This window comes from Microvirga sp. HBU67558 (assembly GCF_018069605.1).
GTDB classification, from domain to species: Bacteria; Pseudomonadota; Alphaproteobacteria; order Rhizobiales; family Beijerinckiaceae; genus Microvirga; species Microvirga terrae.
Window position 1 is genome coordinate 1 of sequence record NZ_JAGPUP010000545.1, and the last position, 16,728, is coordinate 16,728.

The 16,728-nt window shown below is 65.9% G+C and carries 18 protein-coding genes and 2 pseudogenes; 8 read left to right on the top strand and 12 right to left on the bottom strand.

Translation table 11 applies throughout. From position 1 onward, the window contains the following. The 6 genes from KBI52_RS21810 to KBI52_RS21835 form a co-directional block, all read right to left on the bottom strand. The coding region (locus tag KBI52_RS21810) for a L,D-transpeptidase family protein (RefSeq protein ID WP_210811680.1) at positions 1-477 on the bottom strand (477 nt) is incomplete at its 3' end. A gap of 188 nt (positions 478-665) precedes the next feature. After that, positions 666-1,127, bottom strand: a complete 462-nt coding sequence (locus tag KBI52_RS21815; protein WP_210811683.1) for a YbhB/YbcL family Raf kinase inhibitor-like protein — start codon at positions 1,125-1,127, stop codon at positions 666-668. 114 nt (positions 1,128-1,241) lie between these two features. Continuing rightward, entirely contained in the window at positions 1,242-1,937 is a 696-nt protein-coding gene (locus KBI52_RS21820) for a phosphoribosyltransferase (protein WP_210811687.1), read from the bottom strand. Between the two features lie 181 nt (positions 1,938-2,118). Continuing rightward, on the bottom strand, positions 2,119-2,571 hold the full coding sequence (locus KBI52_RS21825) for a pyridoxamine 5'-phosphate oxidase family protein (RefSeq protein WP_247654561.1): 453 nt from the start codon (positions 2,569-2,571) through the stop codon (positions 2,119-2,121). A gap of 231 nt (positions 2,572-2,802) precedes the next feature. Further along, entirely contained in the window at positions 2,803-3,384 is a 582-nt protein-coding gene (locus KBI52_RS21830) for an NAD(P)H-dependent oxidoreductase (protein ID WP_210811690.1), read from the bottom strand. Between the two features lie 101 nt (positions 3,385-3,485). Continuing rightward, positions 3,486-3,749 carry a hypothetical protein gene (locus KBI52_RS21835; RefSeq protein ID WP_210811694.1) on the bottom strand — a complete coding sequence of 88 codons (264 nt, stop codon included), beginning with the start codon at positions 3,747-3,749 and terminating at the stop codon, positions 3,486-3,488. Between the two features lie 493 nt (positions 3,750-4,242). Between KBI52_RS21835 and KBI52_RS21840 the strand changes: the two genes are divergently transcribed. After that, entirely contained in the window at positions 4,243-4,491 is a 249-nt protein-coding gene (locus KBI52_RS21840) for a hypothetical protein (protein ID WP_210811697.1), read from the top strand. A 44-nt stretch (positions 4,492-4,535) separates the two neighbouring features. Here the strand turns inward: KBI52_RS21840 and KBI52_RS21845 are convergent, their stop codons facing one another. From KBI52_RS21845 to KBI52_RS21870, 6 genes and pseudogenes are all read right to left on the bottom strand, one after another. Then, complete coding sequence (locus tag KBI52_RS21845) at positions 4,536-5,045, bottom strand: potassium channel family protein (protein ID WP_210811781.1); 510 nt, start codon at positions 5,043-5,045, stop codon at positions 4,536-4,538. Between the two features lie 163 nt (positions 5,046-5,208). Beyond that, a complete protein-coding gene (locus KBI52_RS21850) occupies positions 5,209-5,457 on the bottom strand; it encodes a lipoyl domain-containing protein (protein ID WP_210811699.1) in 249 nt (82 codons plus the stop codon). A gap of 96 nt (positions 5,458-5,553) precedes the next feature. Further along, positions 5,554-5,787, bottom strand: coding sequence for a hypothetical protein (locus tag KBI52_RS21855; RefSeq protein ID WP_210811701.1), 234 nt, complete (start codon positions 5,785-5,787; stop codon positions 5,554-5,556). A 124-nt stretch (positions 5,788-5,911) separates the two neighbouring features. Further along, a pseudogene (locus KBI52_RS33130) lies at positions 5,912-6,031 on the bottom strand (NAD(P)-dependent alcohol dehydrogenase); the annotation flags it as partial. Between the two features lie 427 nt (positions 6,032-6,458). Beyond that, positions 6,459-6,965, bottom strand: coding sequence for a hypothetical protein (locus KBI52_RS21865; protein WP_210811707.1), 507 nt, complete (start codon positions 6,963-6,965; stop codon positions 6,459-6,461). 101 nt (positions 6,966-7,066) lie between these two features. Further along, positions 7,067-7,615: a pyridoxamine 5'-phosphate oxidase family protein gene (locus KBI52_RS21870; protein WP_210811708.1), complete on the bottom strand. Its 549-nt coding sequence runs from the start codon at positions 7,613-7,615 to the stop codon at positions 7,067-7,069. Between the two features lie 336 nt (positions 7,616-7,951). Between KBI52_RS21870 and KBI52_RS21875 the strand changes: the two are divergent. The 7 genes and pseudogenes from KBI52_RS21875 to KBI52_RS21905 all read left to right on the top strand — a co-directional run. Beyond that, a pseudogene (locus tag KBI52_RS21875) lies at positions 7,952-8,932 on the top strand (zinc-dependent alcohol dehydrogenase family protein); the annotation flags it as partial. 80 nt (positions 8,933-9,012) lie between these two features. Then, positions 9,013-9,855, top strand: coding sequence for a universal stress protein (locus tag KBI52_RS21880; RefSeq protein WP_210811710.1), 843 nt, complete (start codon positions 9,013-9,015; stop codon positions 9,853-9,855). Positions 9,856-9,910: 55 nt separating this feature from the next. Then, entirely contained in the window at positions 9,911-10,348 is a 438-nt protein-coding gene (locus KBI52_RS21885) for a universal stress protein (protein ID WP_210811711.1), read from the top strand. Between the two features lie 260 nt (positions 10,349-10,608). Then, positions 10,609-11,475 carry a peptidyl-prolyl cis-trans isomerase gene (locus tag KBI52_RS21890; RefSeq protein ID WP_210811712.1) on the top strand — a complete coding sequence of 289 codons (867 nt, stop codon included), beginning with the start codon at positions 10,609-10,611 and terminating at the stop codon, positions 11,473-11,475. Then, on the top strand, positions 11,472-12,455 hold the full coding sequence (locus KBI52_RS21895) for a HupE/UreJ family protein (protein ID WP_210811713.1): 984 nt from the start codon (positions 11,472-11,474) through the stop codon (positions 12,453-12,455). Before KBI52_RS21890 ends, KBI52_RS21895 begins: the two co-directional genes overlap by 4 nt. A 58-nt stretch (positions 12,456-12,513) precedes the next feature. Beyond that, on the top strand, positions 12,514-14,448 hold the full coding sequence (locus tag KBI52_RS21900) for a DUF3604 domain-containing protein (protein WP_210811714.1): 1,935 nt from the start codon (positions 12,514-12,516) through the stop codon (positions 14,446-14,448). Between the two features lie 334 nt (positions 14,449-14,782). Beyond that, positions 14,783-16,693, top strand: a complete 1,911-nt coding sequence (locus KBI52_RS21905) for a potassium transporter Kup (RefSeq protein WP_210811715.1) — start codon at positions 14,783-14,785, stop codon at positions 16,691-16,693. Positions 16,694-16,728 lie beyond the last annotated feature (35 nt).

Genomic DNA, 16,728 nt, shown 5'->3' on the forward strand with positions numbered 1-16,728 from the left:
CTCGGCGATGTTCTGGTCCGTCATGGCGAAGCAGCCGCGCGACGAGCAAGCGCCATGCACCATGAGCAGGCTGCCCGTGCGGCCCATCTGCTGGTCATAGGCATTCGGGAAGCCCGTATCGAAGGACAAATAGTAGTTCGAGTTCGGGTTCATCTGCCCGGGCGTGATCGTATAGAAGCCTTCCGGGGCCTGACGGTCGCCCGTCTGGACCTTGGGGCCGAGCTGGCCTGACCAGCGGCAGATGGGATAGGTCTTGAGCAGGGCGTACTTGCCGTTGGAGCCCCGCTTCCAGACCTCCATCTCCGACTCCTTTTTGAAGGCCCGGATCAGGATGGGATCGCTTTTGGACATGCCCTTGCTGTCCATCAGCGACAGGGTGGCCTGGGGGATGGGCGCAAGATGGCGCGTGGATCGGGGGTCGCCCTGGCAGGCGGCGAGCGCGAGCACAAGGCTCGCAGCCAATGCGATACGCTTCATGAAGGGGACACCGCGTTTTTGATCTGTCCGGATGGTGAGACCGGACAGTCCCCGATTTCTGTTAATTGTTCGGCTTCGAGCCTGCTAGCTGCAGCCCCGGCCAAGTCAAACCAAAGCTTGCGGCCAAGTCCGGCAGGATTGAGGCATGCGGCGCTCATTCCCCGTGATCCACACCTGCCGGATCGACCTCACCGCTCGTAGACGCCGACAACCTCCGCCTCGGCAATGATGTGGGGCTGCGCCCTCGTCCAGATCTCCTCCACCTTCGCCGAAGCGTGGATTTCGAGCTGCGGCACATCGAGGGCGGCCAGCCGGAAATGGTAGTGATGCGGGCCATGCCCCTTCGGTGGCTGGGGACCATCATAGCGGGGATTCCGGAATCCGTTCACACCCTCCCCTGCCCCACGCAGCCCCTGGGCGGACGCTCCCTCGGGCAGGCCGGCCTCGCTGGCGGGGACATTGTACATCGCCCAATGCCGGAACGTGCCGGATGGCGAGTCAGGATCCTCGACGATCAGCACGTAGCTCTTGGTTTCGGGAGGCGCATCCCGCCACTCCAGCGGCGGCGAGAGGTTTTCGCCGTCCCGGGTGTGGCGGACCGGGATGACCTCGCCGTTCCGAAAGGCCGGACTGGTGATGGTGAGTGGCATGGCTCCTCTCCTTCAGCGTCAGGTTGCAGTATCCGAACTGATCATGCGCTCGGCAGGGTTTCGATCAGCCGGCGCTCGACGCTGCGGATGTCCTGCAGCTCTGCGAGGCACAGGTCACGAAAGCCGTTGCCGTTCATCGGGTAACCTCTCTGCCCAACGTTGGGCCTTGTCCAGAAGCGTGGTCACCTCCCGGTCCGAGGTTTGGCGGAAATCGTCATAGTGCTCGCCAACAGCGTAGAACGGCTCAGGGGTCATCAGGCAGATCACCTCGTCCGCCTCTGCCCTCAGCTGCGCGATGGTATCTGCGGGCGCAACTGGAACCGCCAGGACGAGCCGGCTGGGTCGGGCGTGCGACAGCCCCTTCAACGCCGCCCGCACCGTTCCGCCCGTAGCGATGCCATCATCGACCACGATGGCGACGCGGCCCTCCACATCGACCGGCCGCCGGCCCGCAAGATAATGCCGGCGCCGACGCTCGATCTCCTGCAGCTGCTGCTGGGTTTCCTCCTCGATGTAGCCGGGCGGCACGACAACGCGGCCCAGAGCGTCCTCGTTGAGGACGACCTGCGGATGGGCGCCATCCACGACCGCTCCTAAACCGAACTCGGCATGTCCGGGGGCCCCGATCTTGCGCACGAAGATGAGGTCGAGCGGCGCCCGCAAGGCTTTGGCGACCTCAAACGCCACCGGCACACCACCGCGGGGAAGCGCCAGCACGACCGGGTGCTGCGCAGCATAGGGCATCAAACGAGGGACAAGCTGACGCCCGCCGTCGGCCCGGTTGCGAAAGCTCAGATCCTCGGGATGCATGGACCTTCCTCTACGGTTTCCAAGAGTTCTGACCCGCCGTGACGGCCAGCGATGATCCGAAGGGATTCCCTGACGGGCCTCGATCTATCGCGACGTGGTTCGTGTCCACGCGGGCGGATCGCTGGCTGGGAACGACTCCAGATCGGCTTCCTCGACGGTATCGGGAGCGTCTTCCAGACTGTCAGGAATGCGGACCAGATCGGTGTGCCCGAATCCCTTGGAGTAGTCGAGCACGGAGATCACGGTCGGCGTCACGCGGAAGATGCGGACCTCTTCCGGGCTCGGCATCGGCCCCGGCAGGGAGGTCTGCTCGATATTTCCGCACCAACATCTGCATCACTCTACCCGCCTCAGCCAGGTCGGTCACCGCCTGCGCGTACCCCGCCATGGACAGGCCGGAGATCGCCATGATGTCCGACGTGTCGTGGTCAATCGCCAGCGACACCCGATCATCCTGCGCCAGGTTCACCGCCTTCTGGCTGTCCAGGCCGCACAGGAAGTAGAGGGTCAGGCCCTCGTTGGCGTAGCCGACGGTGGTCGCCTGCGGCCAGCCGTCCGGCCTGAGGGTGGCTACCGTCATGATCCGGTGCTGATCCAGCAGCGTCAGGATCTTCCGTCTGATTTCCTCGTCCATCTGCCGCCTCCATGAGGATGCGCAATCCGCTGCGGCATCGGCAATTATACGCCCGCCGGATCGGCTTGTCCGCTCTGGGCGGGACGTGAAACTCCAGCTACAGGGCATGGTGACGGGTTCGTCCAATGCTGTCCGAGAAGGAATCCGTTGGTTCGATTTGCGACATTCCTCTGCCTGTCCCCTCGTCGCCCCATAAGCAAGGCTAGGATGATGCGGACGGAGTCGGAGTGTTCAGTTGCCCTGCCCTCCATGCCTGCGCATGCCCTCGATCCAACGCGCGCGTTTCCGGTCGTCGGTGAAGGTCAGCCCGTAAAGGCTTTCGCGGATCGGTTTGATGCCCGCGAAGCGCAACATGCTGCGCTCGAAACCGCGCAACCCGAAGGCACCGAAATACCAGCGGTAGAGCAGCACCGGCATCCCCATGGTGACGACGATGCGAGCCGAGCGGCCGGCAAGCAGCCGTTTCGGGAAACTGTCCTTCCGGTATTCCATGGCAAAGCCGGGCCGGAAGATGTGTTCGAGAAACCCCTTGAACAGGGCCGGCATGGTTCCGTGCCAGAGTGGGAACAGGAACACCCAGTGTTCGGCCCAGCGCATGTCCTCACGCGCTTGCGCGAGGGCCGGCGGCACGGCGCCGGTCTCAAATTCCGCCTGCGTGCGCAACAAGGGAAAGTCCAGCTTCGCCACCTCGATGCGGCGCACCTCGTGCCCTGCCGCGGCGGCGCCTTCGGCGTAGGCGTCGGCGAACGCGTGGAGCAGATGATGACCCGCTGGATCGGGATGCCCCTGGATGATCACGATGCGCCTGGTCAATCACCTGCTCCGTGAAGGCGGCTGCACCGGTGCGATGCCGCCGCAGCATCGGATAGGGACCTTCTGCACCCGCACAGGCCAAGCCTGCAGCCCGCTCGGAATCAGGCCACGAAGGACTGGCCGCGCTGCTGCATCCAAAGCCTCTTCAAAAGGTCGACATAGGGCTGGCGTCGCTCGCGATGTGCGGATCTGAGCTTTTCCACGATGTCCTGCTTGAGCTCTTCGGCAATCGCGCTCTTCTCGACCCTGTCCAGTTCGATCTCGTGCTCGCGGTCGATGATGCGGAGCGTGTGCATGACTTCCTGCATCGTCACATCGAGGCTCGGGGAGCACATCCGAGCTTGACGGCTGGCATTGGCGGACACGGCTTCCTCCATGGCTTGGAGACCTGCTGATGGGAATGCCTCGTCGGGTAGCATCCTGGATTTGGAGCCAAGCGAAAGCCCGCATTTCTACGGAGGCGTGGCCGATGGAGCGCCATCGTCCAAGCGAGTTGGCTCATCCGGTGGTCCGGATCGACGAGGGCGGATCAACAACCGGGAAGGATGCCTCATTGGCATTCTTGACGACCCCGAACCCATCCTCGGGACTGCCGGGATCACGCACTGGTCCGCTGTGGCCGGAGCCCCGACGGCCGAGTCCCACGATCATCTCCCCGGTTGATCCGGAACACGCCCCCGCGCTTGGACCCTTCCATGCGCACTCGGCATTCCGCGGCAAAGGTCCGCGCCCGGAGCGGCCGGATCGACAGGAGCCTCCCCTGACCTACAATCGACACCGTGAGCGTGATCTCGCAGCGTCGTCCGTCTCAGAGGCGGAGTGCCTGCATAGTCGGTCCTAACATGAGAGGGGCTAGAGATGATCGATCAGCAATATGACGAGCTCACCCGGAGGATGCTGGATGACGCCGCGGACCAGATCGAGAAGGGTCCCGATAACGAGGACACCTTGGTCTTCATGTCCAACACACTGTCTGATTGCGCCACGGCGACAGATGCCCATGCCGAAGGTGTCGAGATGTCTGCGCAGACGTTCAAGGCCCTGTGCAGGGTCCTCCACGCAATCCGCAGCAGGATCGATGTCGCCATTGCGCGCCCGGAGACGTGACACCACTGGAACCCTTGGCGAGCCACCCATGCGCCTGGTTGGGTTCAGGGCAACGTGCGGCGTATTCCCGTGGCGGCGCTGCGCGGGATGGGCCTGCGTGTCTCCACCTTTTTCCGGGGTGCTGTCCGGGCATGAAGGGGCCAGTACCGCTCCATGGCGAGATAGGTGAACGAGGCGGTCCAGCCGATCAGCAGCAGGCCGTTCAACGCCTCCACCCCGGCGATGAGCCGGGCGTGCGCAACCGGAATCTGGTCCCCGAATCCGAGCGAGGTGTACGTCACGACCGAGAAATACAGGCAGTCCTGGAAGCTCTCGACCGGCAAGCCGGCAAAACTGCCAACCTGAAGCTTTAAGCTGAGAACCCAGTATCCAAGCGCGTATGCCCATACTGCTGCCGTGTGGCCGACAAAGGCGGCGAGCACGACCGCGATGATCCGCATCCGCGGCGGCACCGGCAGATCGGCCAGGTGGTTCGAGGTCAGCCGTAGCGTCTCGTAAACGATCAGGATCGTGGTCACCACGAGCACCACGCTCGTTGCCATCGCTGCAATCATGGCGGCCAACCACCTCCCCTGATCGGATCCTCTCCGGTTTGGAGGGCGTCATGTTGCAGGCCTATATACTCCCGCCATCAGCCGATCTCATTGAGGTGGATCAATGGGTCGATGAAGAGAACCTGACCCTGCGCCACATCGGCCAGCCGGGCGCTGGGAAGGGCTACTTTGTTTCCGGTTCCAGGCGCGCGAGCAACGTCCCCGGTTCGATGACATCGTTTTCACCAATGGTGATCGAGAGACGTCCCTGCGCCGGGGCCGTGACCTCATGGAGCGCCTCTTCGATCCTGATGGTCGCGATGGGGTCGCCTTTGCGGACGGCCGCGCCATCGGACACCAGCCACCGTTCCAGCACGCCCTCCGGCAGAATGGTCGAGGCCCAAAGGTTGTCGGGCACTTTCAGGTCCAGCATGCTCAGCTCCGTTGCGAGCCCCCTGCCAAACGCGCTCATTCTACCACGTCCCTGGAGCGAGAGGGGCGATTGGGATCTCCGATGAGATCGTTTTGTTCATTGGTCGTTGGCCCGTCCCGGCGCGCAGGTGCCCGTGGTATGCTCCGCGATGGCAGCCATGGCGTCATCGAGTGAGGCATAGGGTCCGGCGGAAAGGCCTTCCAGAACCATGTGGGGAATGGGCTCGATGGTCACCTCATCCATGCGGATCCAGATATGGCCGACGATAGTCTTTGCGCCCGCCGTCACGTCGTAGCGATGAGGTCCGGCGCTCCACACCAGCGTGTTCATGGCAAGCCTCCAAAGATGTGGTTTCAGGGCGGCCCCACGCTCGGTTCCGTCGGCGAACACGTGCATGATGTCGGCTGTCGGGACCTCGGCAGGCGGTCGAGCCGGATTGTTCGGCGGGAAGGCGCTCATGTGCGATGGTCAAGCCACGGGCGACGGGATCCTCGCCCTTGAGGATGGGCACGTCGGTGCCGCAGATCGCGGTGGTGGTGCTGCGCACGAGCGCACCCAGCGGCCCGACGTCCGGGCTCAACGACGACGGCGACTTCGGTCTTGGGCACGATCATTCCTCCAAAGGTTCGTCTTTGTCGAGCATACCACGGGCCTCGGCCTGTCGCAGGTGTACGGCTTCGTCAGGCAGTCGGGCGGACACGTGAAGATCGCCTCCGAGGTGGGCCTGGGTACGATGGTCAAGCTCTACCTGCCTCGTTACCAGGGAACGGACGAGGCAGCCGGGGTCGGGGAGACGGCCACCGTGCCGGCGGCGGAGGGGCGCGACCTCGTCCTGCTCGTCGAGGACGACGAGCGTGTGCGGCAGTTCGCCAGCGGGGCGCTGCGCGAACTCGGCGACGGGGCTCGAAGCCGTGGCCGCACTGCGCCGGCTCGTTGCCCGTCTTCGGACGAGACAAGCGCCGCATCCCGAGTTTTTTGCGGGCCGCCATCCCGTGGAAGTGCTAGAAAACTCCGGCAAGCCAGCCCTGAAGCGTGGTGAACAGCGGATGCTCGCCCCTCGACGTCGGCGATGCCGCCCGCTGCTGCACGTCCTCCAGGCGTGTCCTCACCTCCTCCGGCGCCGGCACGTCGGCCTGGCGCCCGATAGCCAACGCGCCCTCAAGCGTCGCAAGACGCTCCCGGAACGACTGGCGCCACCTCAGGCGTGTGGTGATGTAGATTTCCCGCGCGCTCTCCACCTCCGGCGTGTCGGCGCAAGCCAGGCGGGCCACGAAGGGCAGCAGAAGCTGACGCTCCTCGTCGGTGGCCTCGTCGTTCAGCTGCATCGCCAGCGCGCAGATCGGGCGCGAGAAGCAGCCGGGCATGTCCTGCACGGAGCGGACGGGCCGGTACGCAAAGCCGGCCGCGACAATGGCGGCCTCGTTGATGCAGGTGCCGCCGTCCTTGCCCGGGAACGTGTGCGAGCCCTGTTTCAGCTTCCAGTTCAAGATGTGGTCGAAGGTGTCCATGGTGGCCATCCTCGTGGCGTGCCCCCACCCTCGGATGGTGATCCCCGGGCCTGATGGCTGTCAATCCGGCACCGCGCCACCTTGGACGCGGGCCGATGACCTTACCGGGTGATGGTCCGCGTCCATGCTGGCGGATCGCTGGCCGGGAAGGACTCCTCATCCGCCTCCTCCACAATATCGGGAGCCTCCTCCAGGGCACCGGGATCACCGACGAGATCGATATGGCCGAAGCCCTTGCGGTAATCGAGGACGGAAATCACCTCCGGCGTGATCCGGAACAGCGCCACGCCCTCCATGCCGTCAGGCGCATACTCGGCGATGCCCTCCGGGAACTTCCGCAGCAGGCGCCGTCCGGCCTGTTCAGCCTCGCGCGGATCGCGGACGAGTGTCGCCCGGCCGCCCATCGACAGGCCGCGGATCTCACCCCAGTTCGCATAGGGCAGGTTGATCGTGAGTGAGACCTTGTCGTGGCGCGCCAGGTTTCGGGCCTTCTGGGAGTCGCCCGCGCACCCGAAGTACAGCGTCAGGCCATCATGGGCGTAGCTGACCGTTGTCGCCTGCGGGTAGCCGTCGCTGCGGATGGTGGCGAGGGTCATGTCGTTCGCGCCATCCAGGATGGCGAGGATTTCGGTGCGAAGGGCGGGGTTCATGGCACAACCTCCGGTCACATGGCTTCAGGGCTGCCCCACGTGCGGATGCCAGGCGCAGGCTCGTGAAGGACGTCCGCGACCGGGACCTCTGCAGGCAATTGAGCCGGATCGTCCGGCGCGGGGCCACAGCACCAACATAGCCACGGTGAGCGTGAGCAGCATCCGCTGGCCCGCAGGGTGCGCATCCCATGGCCTTGCACCCAGTATAGCAGGGTTTCGTCCGGTTGGTTTGATCACGATCAATGCCGACGCGGGCAAAGCATCCCAGCCTTTCTGCACCGTTCCTGGTATGCTTACGGCAACCGCTGCAGCGGTCGGCAACAAGAGGTCTGCCCCATGAAGGCGATGGTCCTCCACGAGGTGCGCACGCCCCTGGTTCTTGAGGAGCGGCCTCTGCCCTCTCCCGCCCCGGGCGAGGTTCGCCTGACGGTGGAGGCCTGCGCCGTGTGCCGCACCGACCTTCACGTGGTCGATGGCGATCTTCCCAACCCCAAGCTGCCCATCATCCCCGGCCACGAGATCGTCGGGCGCATCGAGGCGCTCGGCGATGGCGTGACAGGCGTTCACATCGGCGAGCGTGTCGGCGTGCCCTGGCTCGGCCACACCTGCGGCCATTGCCCCTACTGCGCCTCGGGCCGTGAGAACCTCTGCGACGAGCCGCTGTTCACCGGCTACACCCGGGACGGCGGCTTCGCGTCCCATGTGGTCGCCGACGTGGCCTACGCCTTCCCGCTGCCGGACGGCGCTGATCCGGTCGCGCAGGCGCCCCTGCTCTGCGCCGGCCTGATCGGCTGGCGGTCTCTCGTGGCAGCAGGATCCGCCAGGACAATCGGCATCTACGGCTTCGGGGCGGCCGCGCACATCATCACCCAGGTGTGCACCTGGCAGGGCCGCCGCGTCTTCGCCTTCACGCGTCCGGGCGATGACGCGGCACAGGACTTCGCCCGCTCACTCGGGGCCGCCTGGACCGGCGGCTCTGACGAAAGCCCGCCCGAGCGGCTCGATGCGGCGATCATCTTTGCACCCGTCGGGGAACTCGTGCCCACCGCCCTCCAAGCCGTGGACAAGGGCGGCCGGGTTGTCTGCGGCGGCATCCACATGAGCGACATCCCGCAATTCCCCTACCGGTTTCTGTGGGAGGAGCGGCAGATCCTGTCGGTGGCGAACCTCACCCGGCAGGATGCCCGCGAGTTCCTGTCCATCGCGCCCAAGATCCCGGTGCGAACGGAAACCGTGACCTACCCGCTGGAGGCGGCCAATGAGGCCTTGGCGGACCTGCGGGCCGGAAGGCTCCAGGGCGCGGCGGTTCTGGTTCCGGACCGCCCAATGATGAAAGACGCGCCGGAGCGGAACCGTGCGCAGGCTCAAGCTTGCTTCAGTCCTTAGAGGAGGACCCCATGCTCCAGAACATCCATAGCATTCTGATCGGCCTGACCGAGGAGAGCGACCCCGAGGAAGCCTCCTCCGCGCTGGCCTACGGCCTTTCGCTGGCCCGGGAGGCTGAGGCCCATGTGACCGTTCAGGCCGCCTCGTTGAAACTCGTCCTCACGCATGCCTTCGTCAGCAGGATCGCCGCGGGACTTGTGGCCGCTGAGAACCGCCGGCTCGATGCCCTCGCGCACGCCGTCGCCGACACCGCCCGGCAGGAGGCTACGACCTCGGGGCTCGCCTGCACCACGGAAGCGCCGCAGCTGGCCTATCCGGATCTGGTGAGGAACTTCGCTGCCCTCGCCAGGAGGCACGACCTGACGGTGCTGGACGCGGAGCCCGTCGCGCTCGCGGTCGACCGGGGTCTCATCGAGGCGGTCCTGACCGACAGCGGGCGTCCCCTGATCGTCGTTCCGCCCGGCCGGGAGGCGTTTGCAGGGACCCGCATCGTGGTGGCGTGGGACGGCAGCGCCAAGGCAGCGCGGGCCCTCAACGACGCCCTGCCCTTCCTGCGGGAGGCCGAGCAGGTCGAACTGGCCAGCGTCACCGGCGAGAAGGAACTGGAGAACACCGTTCCGGGCGCCGAGATCGCCCCTCACCTGGCGCGCCATGGCGTCCATGCGACCGTCCTGGATCTGCCGGTCGTGGATGGCGACGTGGCCGAGACGCTGCGCAACCATGCCACCCTGACCCGCGCCGACATGATCGTCATGGGCGCCTTCGTGCACTCGCGCCTGCGCCAGATGGTGCTCGGCGGCACGACGCAGTCGCTGCTCAAGAGCTGCCCGGTGCCCCTGTTCCTCTCCTATTGAACATAAAGAAGGCACGGCGACTGGGAGCTTCAATCCCCATTGAAGGGAGGCCTGCATGTACAAGAACATCCTGATTGCCACAGACGGCTCGTCCCTGTCCGCCCGCGCTGTCGAACACGGAGCCAACCTCGCAAAGTCCCTAGGGGTGACGGTCCTGCTCCTGACCGTCACCGAGCGCTTTCATCTCTTCGCGGTCGACGCCGACCAACTGGAGGAAACGCCGGCCTCGTTCAGGGAGCACATGCAGAAACAGGCCGAACGCGCGCTGGCCGAGGCCGCGGAGATCGCCGCAAGGATCGGTGTCGACGCCACCACGCTTCATCTGGAGGATGATGCGCCTTATCAGGCCATCATCCGCACGGCGGAAAGCCAGCGGTGCGATCTCATCGTCATGGCGTCCCATGGGCGAGGCGGGGTCTCAGCCCTCCTGCTGGGCAGCGAAACGATGAAGGTGCTCTCCCATTCCAAGATCCCGGTTCTCGTCGTCCGCTGAGCGCTCGGGGCGCGTTGGACAGCATCGGTCAACGTCGCTGTTGACCTGAATGGCCGAAGGCGAACTGAAAGCGGACGTTCCACGGCGGGGCACCCTCGTGCCAACATGAGACGTTTGCCGTCGCGATGATCGACCGCCGATTGATGCCCCACGCGAGCGGCCCCGCTCCCGAAGCTGTCCCGAATTGCCAAGGCCCAGACACCAACGGTCAAGCAAACGTCCCAATCCAAGCCAATACTAGGCGCAGCGGAGAGGGAGCCATGAGGCTGCTGAAGGAGCCCCTGCTGCATTTTCTGGCCATCGGCGGCCTGCTGTTCGCCGTGCATGCCACCTTCGGTTCGGGCCGGGAGGCCGCCCCGACGGCGCCAGCCGTCCGGATCACCGTCGCGGAGGCCGACTGGCTGCGGGAAATGTGGGCGCGCCAGTGGCGCCGCCCGCCAACCAACGAGGAACTCACCCGCCTAGTCAAGGACCTTGTCACGGAGGAGGTGCTCGCGCGCGAGGCGAAGGCGCTGGGGCTTGATGTCGGCGACACCGTCATCCGCCGCCGGCTGGCGCAGAAGATGGCCTTCCTCCTCGACGACACCATCCGCGTTGCCGAGCCGCCCGAGGCTGAGTTGCGGGCCCTCTACGAGAGGCGCCCGGACCTTGTCCTCACCCCGCCACGCGTGTCCTTCACGCAGGTGTTCTTCCGCCGCGAACAGGGCGACGGTCGCGCCCGCGCCACTCTCGCCGCCCTGTCCAACAGTTCCGCGGCTCCGGAGGAGCAGGGAGACAGCCTCCTGCTCGGCGACGCCTTCACGGATCAGGATGAACACGCGCTCACCAACCTGTTCGGCCCTTCGTTCGCGCGGACCATCCTTGACCTTCCGGTCGGTCATTGGTCGGGGCCGGTCGAGTCCAGTTACGGACTGCACCTGGTGAAGGTCACGGCGGTGTCGCCACGCGAAGCGCGCCCCTTCGCCGAGATTCGCGAACGGCTCGCGGAGGAATGGCGCCGCGAGCGGCAGGAGGCGGCCCAGACCCAGCTCCTCCAGGGCCTGATCCGGAAGCACCAAGTGGCTGTTGACCTCGCCGTGAGACCGTATCTCGGCTGCCTCGCCGACCAGGTGGAGGTCCGGCCATGAGGTGGGCCTTAATCCTCTTCCATGTACTGGCGCTGCTGCTGTCAGTGCCCTGTCGTGCCCACGAGGTCCGGCCCGCTTATCTCGATCTGAGCGAGGATCGGCCCGGGGAGTTCAGTGTGCTGTGGAAGACGCCGATGGTGGGCGAGATGCGCCTGGCGCTGAACCCCACCTTCTCCGGCCCGGTCGAGGCCCTGACGCCGGTCGCGGCCCGCCGGACCGGCGATGCCGCCGTGCAGACGTGGCGCCTGCGGGCCGACGATCTCCGCGGCCAGACCCTGCGCATGGAGGGCCTGGAGACCACCCTCACGGACGTGCTGGTCCGCGTTGCCTTTGCGGACGGCAGCATCTGGGTCGAGCGGCTCACACCGCAGCATCCCGGCTCTGTCATCCCGGCCCGGCCGAGTGCCTGGAACGTGGCGGGAACGTACTCCGTCCTCGGGGTTGAGCACATCCTCATGGGCATCGACCACCTGTTGTTCGTGCTGGCCCTGCTTCTCCTCACAACGGGCACCTGGCGTCTCGTAAAGACCGTGACGGCGTTCACGGTCGCCCACAGCATCACCCTCGGGCTGGCGACGCTGGGCATCGTCCACGTGCCCCCTAAACCCGTCGAGGCGGTGATCGCGCTCAGCATCGTGTTCGTGGCAGCCGAGATCCTGAACACGCGCCGGGGACAGGCAGGGTTGGCGGCCCGCCTGCCGTGGATCGTCGCCTTCACCTTCGGCCTGTTGCACGGCTTCGGCTTCGCCGGGGCGCTGAGCGAGGTCGGCCTGCCCGAGGGGCAGATCCCGGTGGCGCTGCTGTTCTTCAACCTCGGGGTCGAGGTGGGCCAGTTGCTGTTCATCGCCGGCGTGCTGGCCGTCCTGGCCGGGGCGCGGCGTATCCGCATGGCATGGCCGCGCTGGGCGGAGCTGGTGCCGCCCTACGCCATCGGCAGCGTGGCGACGTTCTGGGTGATCCAGCGCGTCTCTGCCTTCTGACCGGTTGCGCGCTGATGCGAGAGGTCGGGTCACATCAGTTGAACGACGGGAGGACAACATGGCGAGGGTGAAGTTCGAACATTCGCTTCTGACGATCCTGATGACGCTTGGCCTGATCGCGTCGGCTGGAGCCCAGGACGTCGGCACTCCGTCCCGGGAGCAGATCGAGAAGGCGTTGCCGAAGCCGCCTTATTCCCCCTATGCCAATCGCGACTTCCCCACCCGCCCGTACTTCGGCGACACGCATCTGCACACGTCGTTCTCGATGGATGCCGGAGCTTTTGGCGCACGGCTGTCGCCGCGGGATGCCTATCGCTTCGCCCGCGGAGAGCAGGTGACGGCCTCCTCCGGCCAGCCGGTGAAGCTCTCCCGCCCGCTCGACTTCCTCGTGGTCGCCGACCATTCCGACAACATGGGATTCTTCCCCGACCTGTTCGCGGGCAAGCCCGAGGTGCTGGCCGACCCGACGGGCCGGCGCTGGTACGACATGATCCAGTCCGGCCAGGGCGCCGAGGCCGCCCTTGGCATCATCGGCGCGTTCTCGCAGGGGACGTTCCCCAAGGATCTCATGTACACCCCCGGAACGCGGGCCTATCGCGGCGCGTGGCAGGAGACCATCGACGCCGCCGAGCAGTACAACGAACCAAATCGCTTCACGGCCTTCATCGGCTACGAGTGGACCTCGAACACCGGCGGCAACAACCTGCACCGCAACGTCGTCTTCCGCGACAACGGCGACCGGGCGAGCCAGGTCGAGCCGTTCACCGTGTATCCTCCCGGCAGCGACAATCCGGCGGAGCTTTGGAAGTGGATGCAGAACTACGAACAGAAGACCGGGGGCAGCATCCTGGCCATTGCCCATAACGGCAATCTCAGCAACGGCCTGATGTTTCCCACCGTCGAGGCTTTCGGCAAGAGGCTCGACCGCGACTATGCAGAAACACGGGCGCGATGGGAGAGGCTCTACGAGGCCACGCAGACCAAGGGCGACTGCGAGACGCATCCGTTCCTGTCGCCGAACGACGAGTTCGCCAATTTCGAACGCTGGGACTTTGGCAATCTCGATGCGAGCGCCCCGAAGACGAAGGAGATGCTGGAATTCGAATACGCCCGCTCGGCGCTGAAGAACGGGCTCAAGCTCGGGCAGACGCTCGGGGTCAATCCCTACACGTTCGGCCTCGTCGGCAGCAGTGATGCGCATACGGGCCTCACCGCGATGGAGGAGGACAACTTCTTCGGCAAGACCACGCCGCAGGAGCCGAGCCCGGAGCGCATGCGCGCCACCTTCGTCGACAACCCCAGGACGGGCATCAAGGTGATGGACTGGCAAGTTTCCTCCTCCGGCTATGCCGCCGTGTGGGCTCGGGAGAACAGCCGAGCGTCGTTGTGGGATGCCATGCAGCGGCGGGAGACCTACGGCACGACCGGGCCGCGGATGATCGTGCGGTTCTTCGGCGGCTGGGACTTCGTCCCGCAGGATGCGAACAACCGCCTTCCTGCCCAGATCGGCTACACCAAGGGTGTGCCGATGGGCGGCGAACTGCGGGCAGCACCACAGGGCAAGTCGCCCTCGTTCCTGGTGGCCGCCCTGAAGGATCCGCTCGGCGCCAACCTCGACCGCTACCAGATCGTCAAGGGCTGGCTGACCAAGGACGGCAGGCTCGAAGAGAAGGTCTATGACGTTGCCTGGGCCGATGCCGAGCGGCGCAAGCCCGGCCCGGACGGCAAGCTGCCGCCGGTCGGCGACACCGTCGACGTGGCGAACGCCACCTGGGCGGACACGATTGGCTCGCCCGAGCTGGCGACGGTCTGGACGGACCCGGACTTCGACCCGGGCCAGCCTGCCTTCTACTATGGCCGGGTGATCGAGATCCCGACGCCGCGCTGGACGGCCTACGATGCGAAGCGGTTCGGAACCACGCCTCTGCCCGGTACTCCGATGACCATCACGGAGCGCGCCTACACCTCGCCCATCTGGTACACGCCGGGGTGATCAGGGTTCGGGGCCATTTGGTGGGGCGCCCTCGGGGGCCTCAACCCAGGGCTGTCACTGGCCAGCTTGAGCGGTTCGAAGGCTTCGGGCCGATAACAGTCCGAGCGATCAGACAAGAACTCAAACTCAAACGTGTCGCGGCACCCAGAGAGCAAACATCCGGTAACGGGCAGCTTTCCGCAGGGGGCGCGTAGACCAATCAGCGCCCAGCCGCGGCATTCAGTGCCGCCGGAAGCTGCACCCCACGGGGCCCGCCCAAAGTGAAACTTAGCGCCGCACGGCCACGTTGGCCGTAGGGAAGCCAAATCCCCAGGAGTACGAGAGGGAGGCAGTCATGGCCACGGCAGGGACCAGCGGGAGCGCAGCCGCAGGGGCACCAGACTACGGGCATGCCGCCCCGACGTCCTTCTGGGCCCTGACCCTTGGCACCATCGGGGTGGTGTACGGCGACATCGGCACCAGCCCGCTCTACGCGCTGAAAGAGAGCCTCGCCGCCGCGACCGGGCATGCCGGCTCGGGCGCCCTGACCCGCGAGATGGTGCTCGGGGTGGTCTCCCTGATCCTGTGGACGCTGATCGTCATCGTGACGATCAAGTACGTGGTCATCGTGCTGCGGGCCGACAACAACGGCGAGGGCGGCACCCTCTCGCTCGTGACCCTGGCCCAGCGCGCCCTCGGGCACAGCACCGGCGCCACCATCATCCTCGGCATGGTCGGCGCGTCGCTGTTCTATGGCGACGTCATCATCACGCCGGCGATCTCCGTCCTCTCCGCGGTTGAAGGCCTCAAGCTGGTCACGCCGGCCTTCGACCCTTATGTGGTGCCGCTCAGCCTGGTGATCCTGATCGGCCTCTTTGCCGTGCAGCGTCACGGCACCGCGAGCGTGGCGGCGTTCTTTGGGCCGATCACCGCCTTCTGGTTCCTGGTCATGGCCGTGGGCGGCCTGATGCACATCCGGGATGATCTCAGCATCCTGGCTGCGATCAATCCGGTCCACGGCCTCAGCTTCCTGCTCAATCACGGCACCGCCGGGCTGCTCGCGCTCGGTGCGGTGTTCCTGTCGGTGACGGGGGCCGAGGCGCTCTATGCCGACATGGGCCATTTCGGTCGCGCGCCGATCCGCACCGCCTGGCTTGGCCTCGTCCTGCCAGCGCTCGCTCTCAACTATTTCGGCCAAGGCGCCATGCTGCTGGCGCATCCTGAGGGGCTGGAGAACCCGTTCTTCCTGCTCTACCCGACTTGGGCCCTGCTGCCGATGGTCATCCTGGCCACGGTCGCCACCATCATCGCCAGCCAGGCGGTGATCACCGGCGCGTTCTCGATCTCAGAGCAGGCGATGCATCTGGGCGTCCTGCCCCGCTTCCGCGTCATGCGCACCTCCGAGACCGAGAAGGGCCAGATCTACATCCCGACCATCAACTGGCTCCTGCTCGCGGCGGTCATCCTGATCGTCGTCCTGTTCGAGTCGTCGAGCGCCCTGGCGGCGGCTTACGGCCTGGCCGTGACCGGCGACATGGTCATCACCTCGTGCCTGCTGTTCATCGTGGCCTGGAAATTCTGGCGCTGGTCGCCGGCCGTAGTCGCGCTGGTGATAACCCCGTTCCTCGCCATTGAGCTCGTCTTCCTTGGCGCGAATGCGCTCAAGATCCCGCACGGCGGCTGGTTCCCGCTGCTGGTCGGCACAGGTCTGTTCATCCTGATGCGGACCTGGCGCAAGGGCACACGCCTGCTGGCCGAGATCTCGCACCGGGGCCGCCCGCCGCTGGCCGAGTTCATGCGCATGGCCGAGACCAGCCCGGTACCGCGGGTGCCCGGGACGGCGATCTTTCTGACTGGAAGTTCCCAAGATGTGCCCGCGGCCCTGCTGCACAACCTGAAGCACAACAAGGTGCTGCATGACCACAACATCATCCTGACCGTGATCACCGAGGAGGTGCCGCGCCTGCGGGACGAGGGCCGCGTCACGACTGAGAAGCTCTCGGACCGGTTCTCGCGGGTGATCGTGCGGTTCGGGTTCATGGAGCACCCGAACGTGCCGAAGGCACTGGAGTCCGCGAACTTCGATCTGGGAAATGCCTCGTTCTTCCTGTCGCGGCGGGCGCTGCAACCCTCGGCCCAGGCCGGATTGCCACTCTGGCAGGACTACATCTTCATTCCGATGGCCCGGTCGGCGAGCGATGTCTCGGACCAGTTCTGCATCCCGGAGGATCAAGCCGTTGAAGTGGGAGCACGCATCACGATCTGATCGATCCAACGAGGACAGCTTTCCTTGTGCAGCTC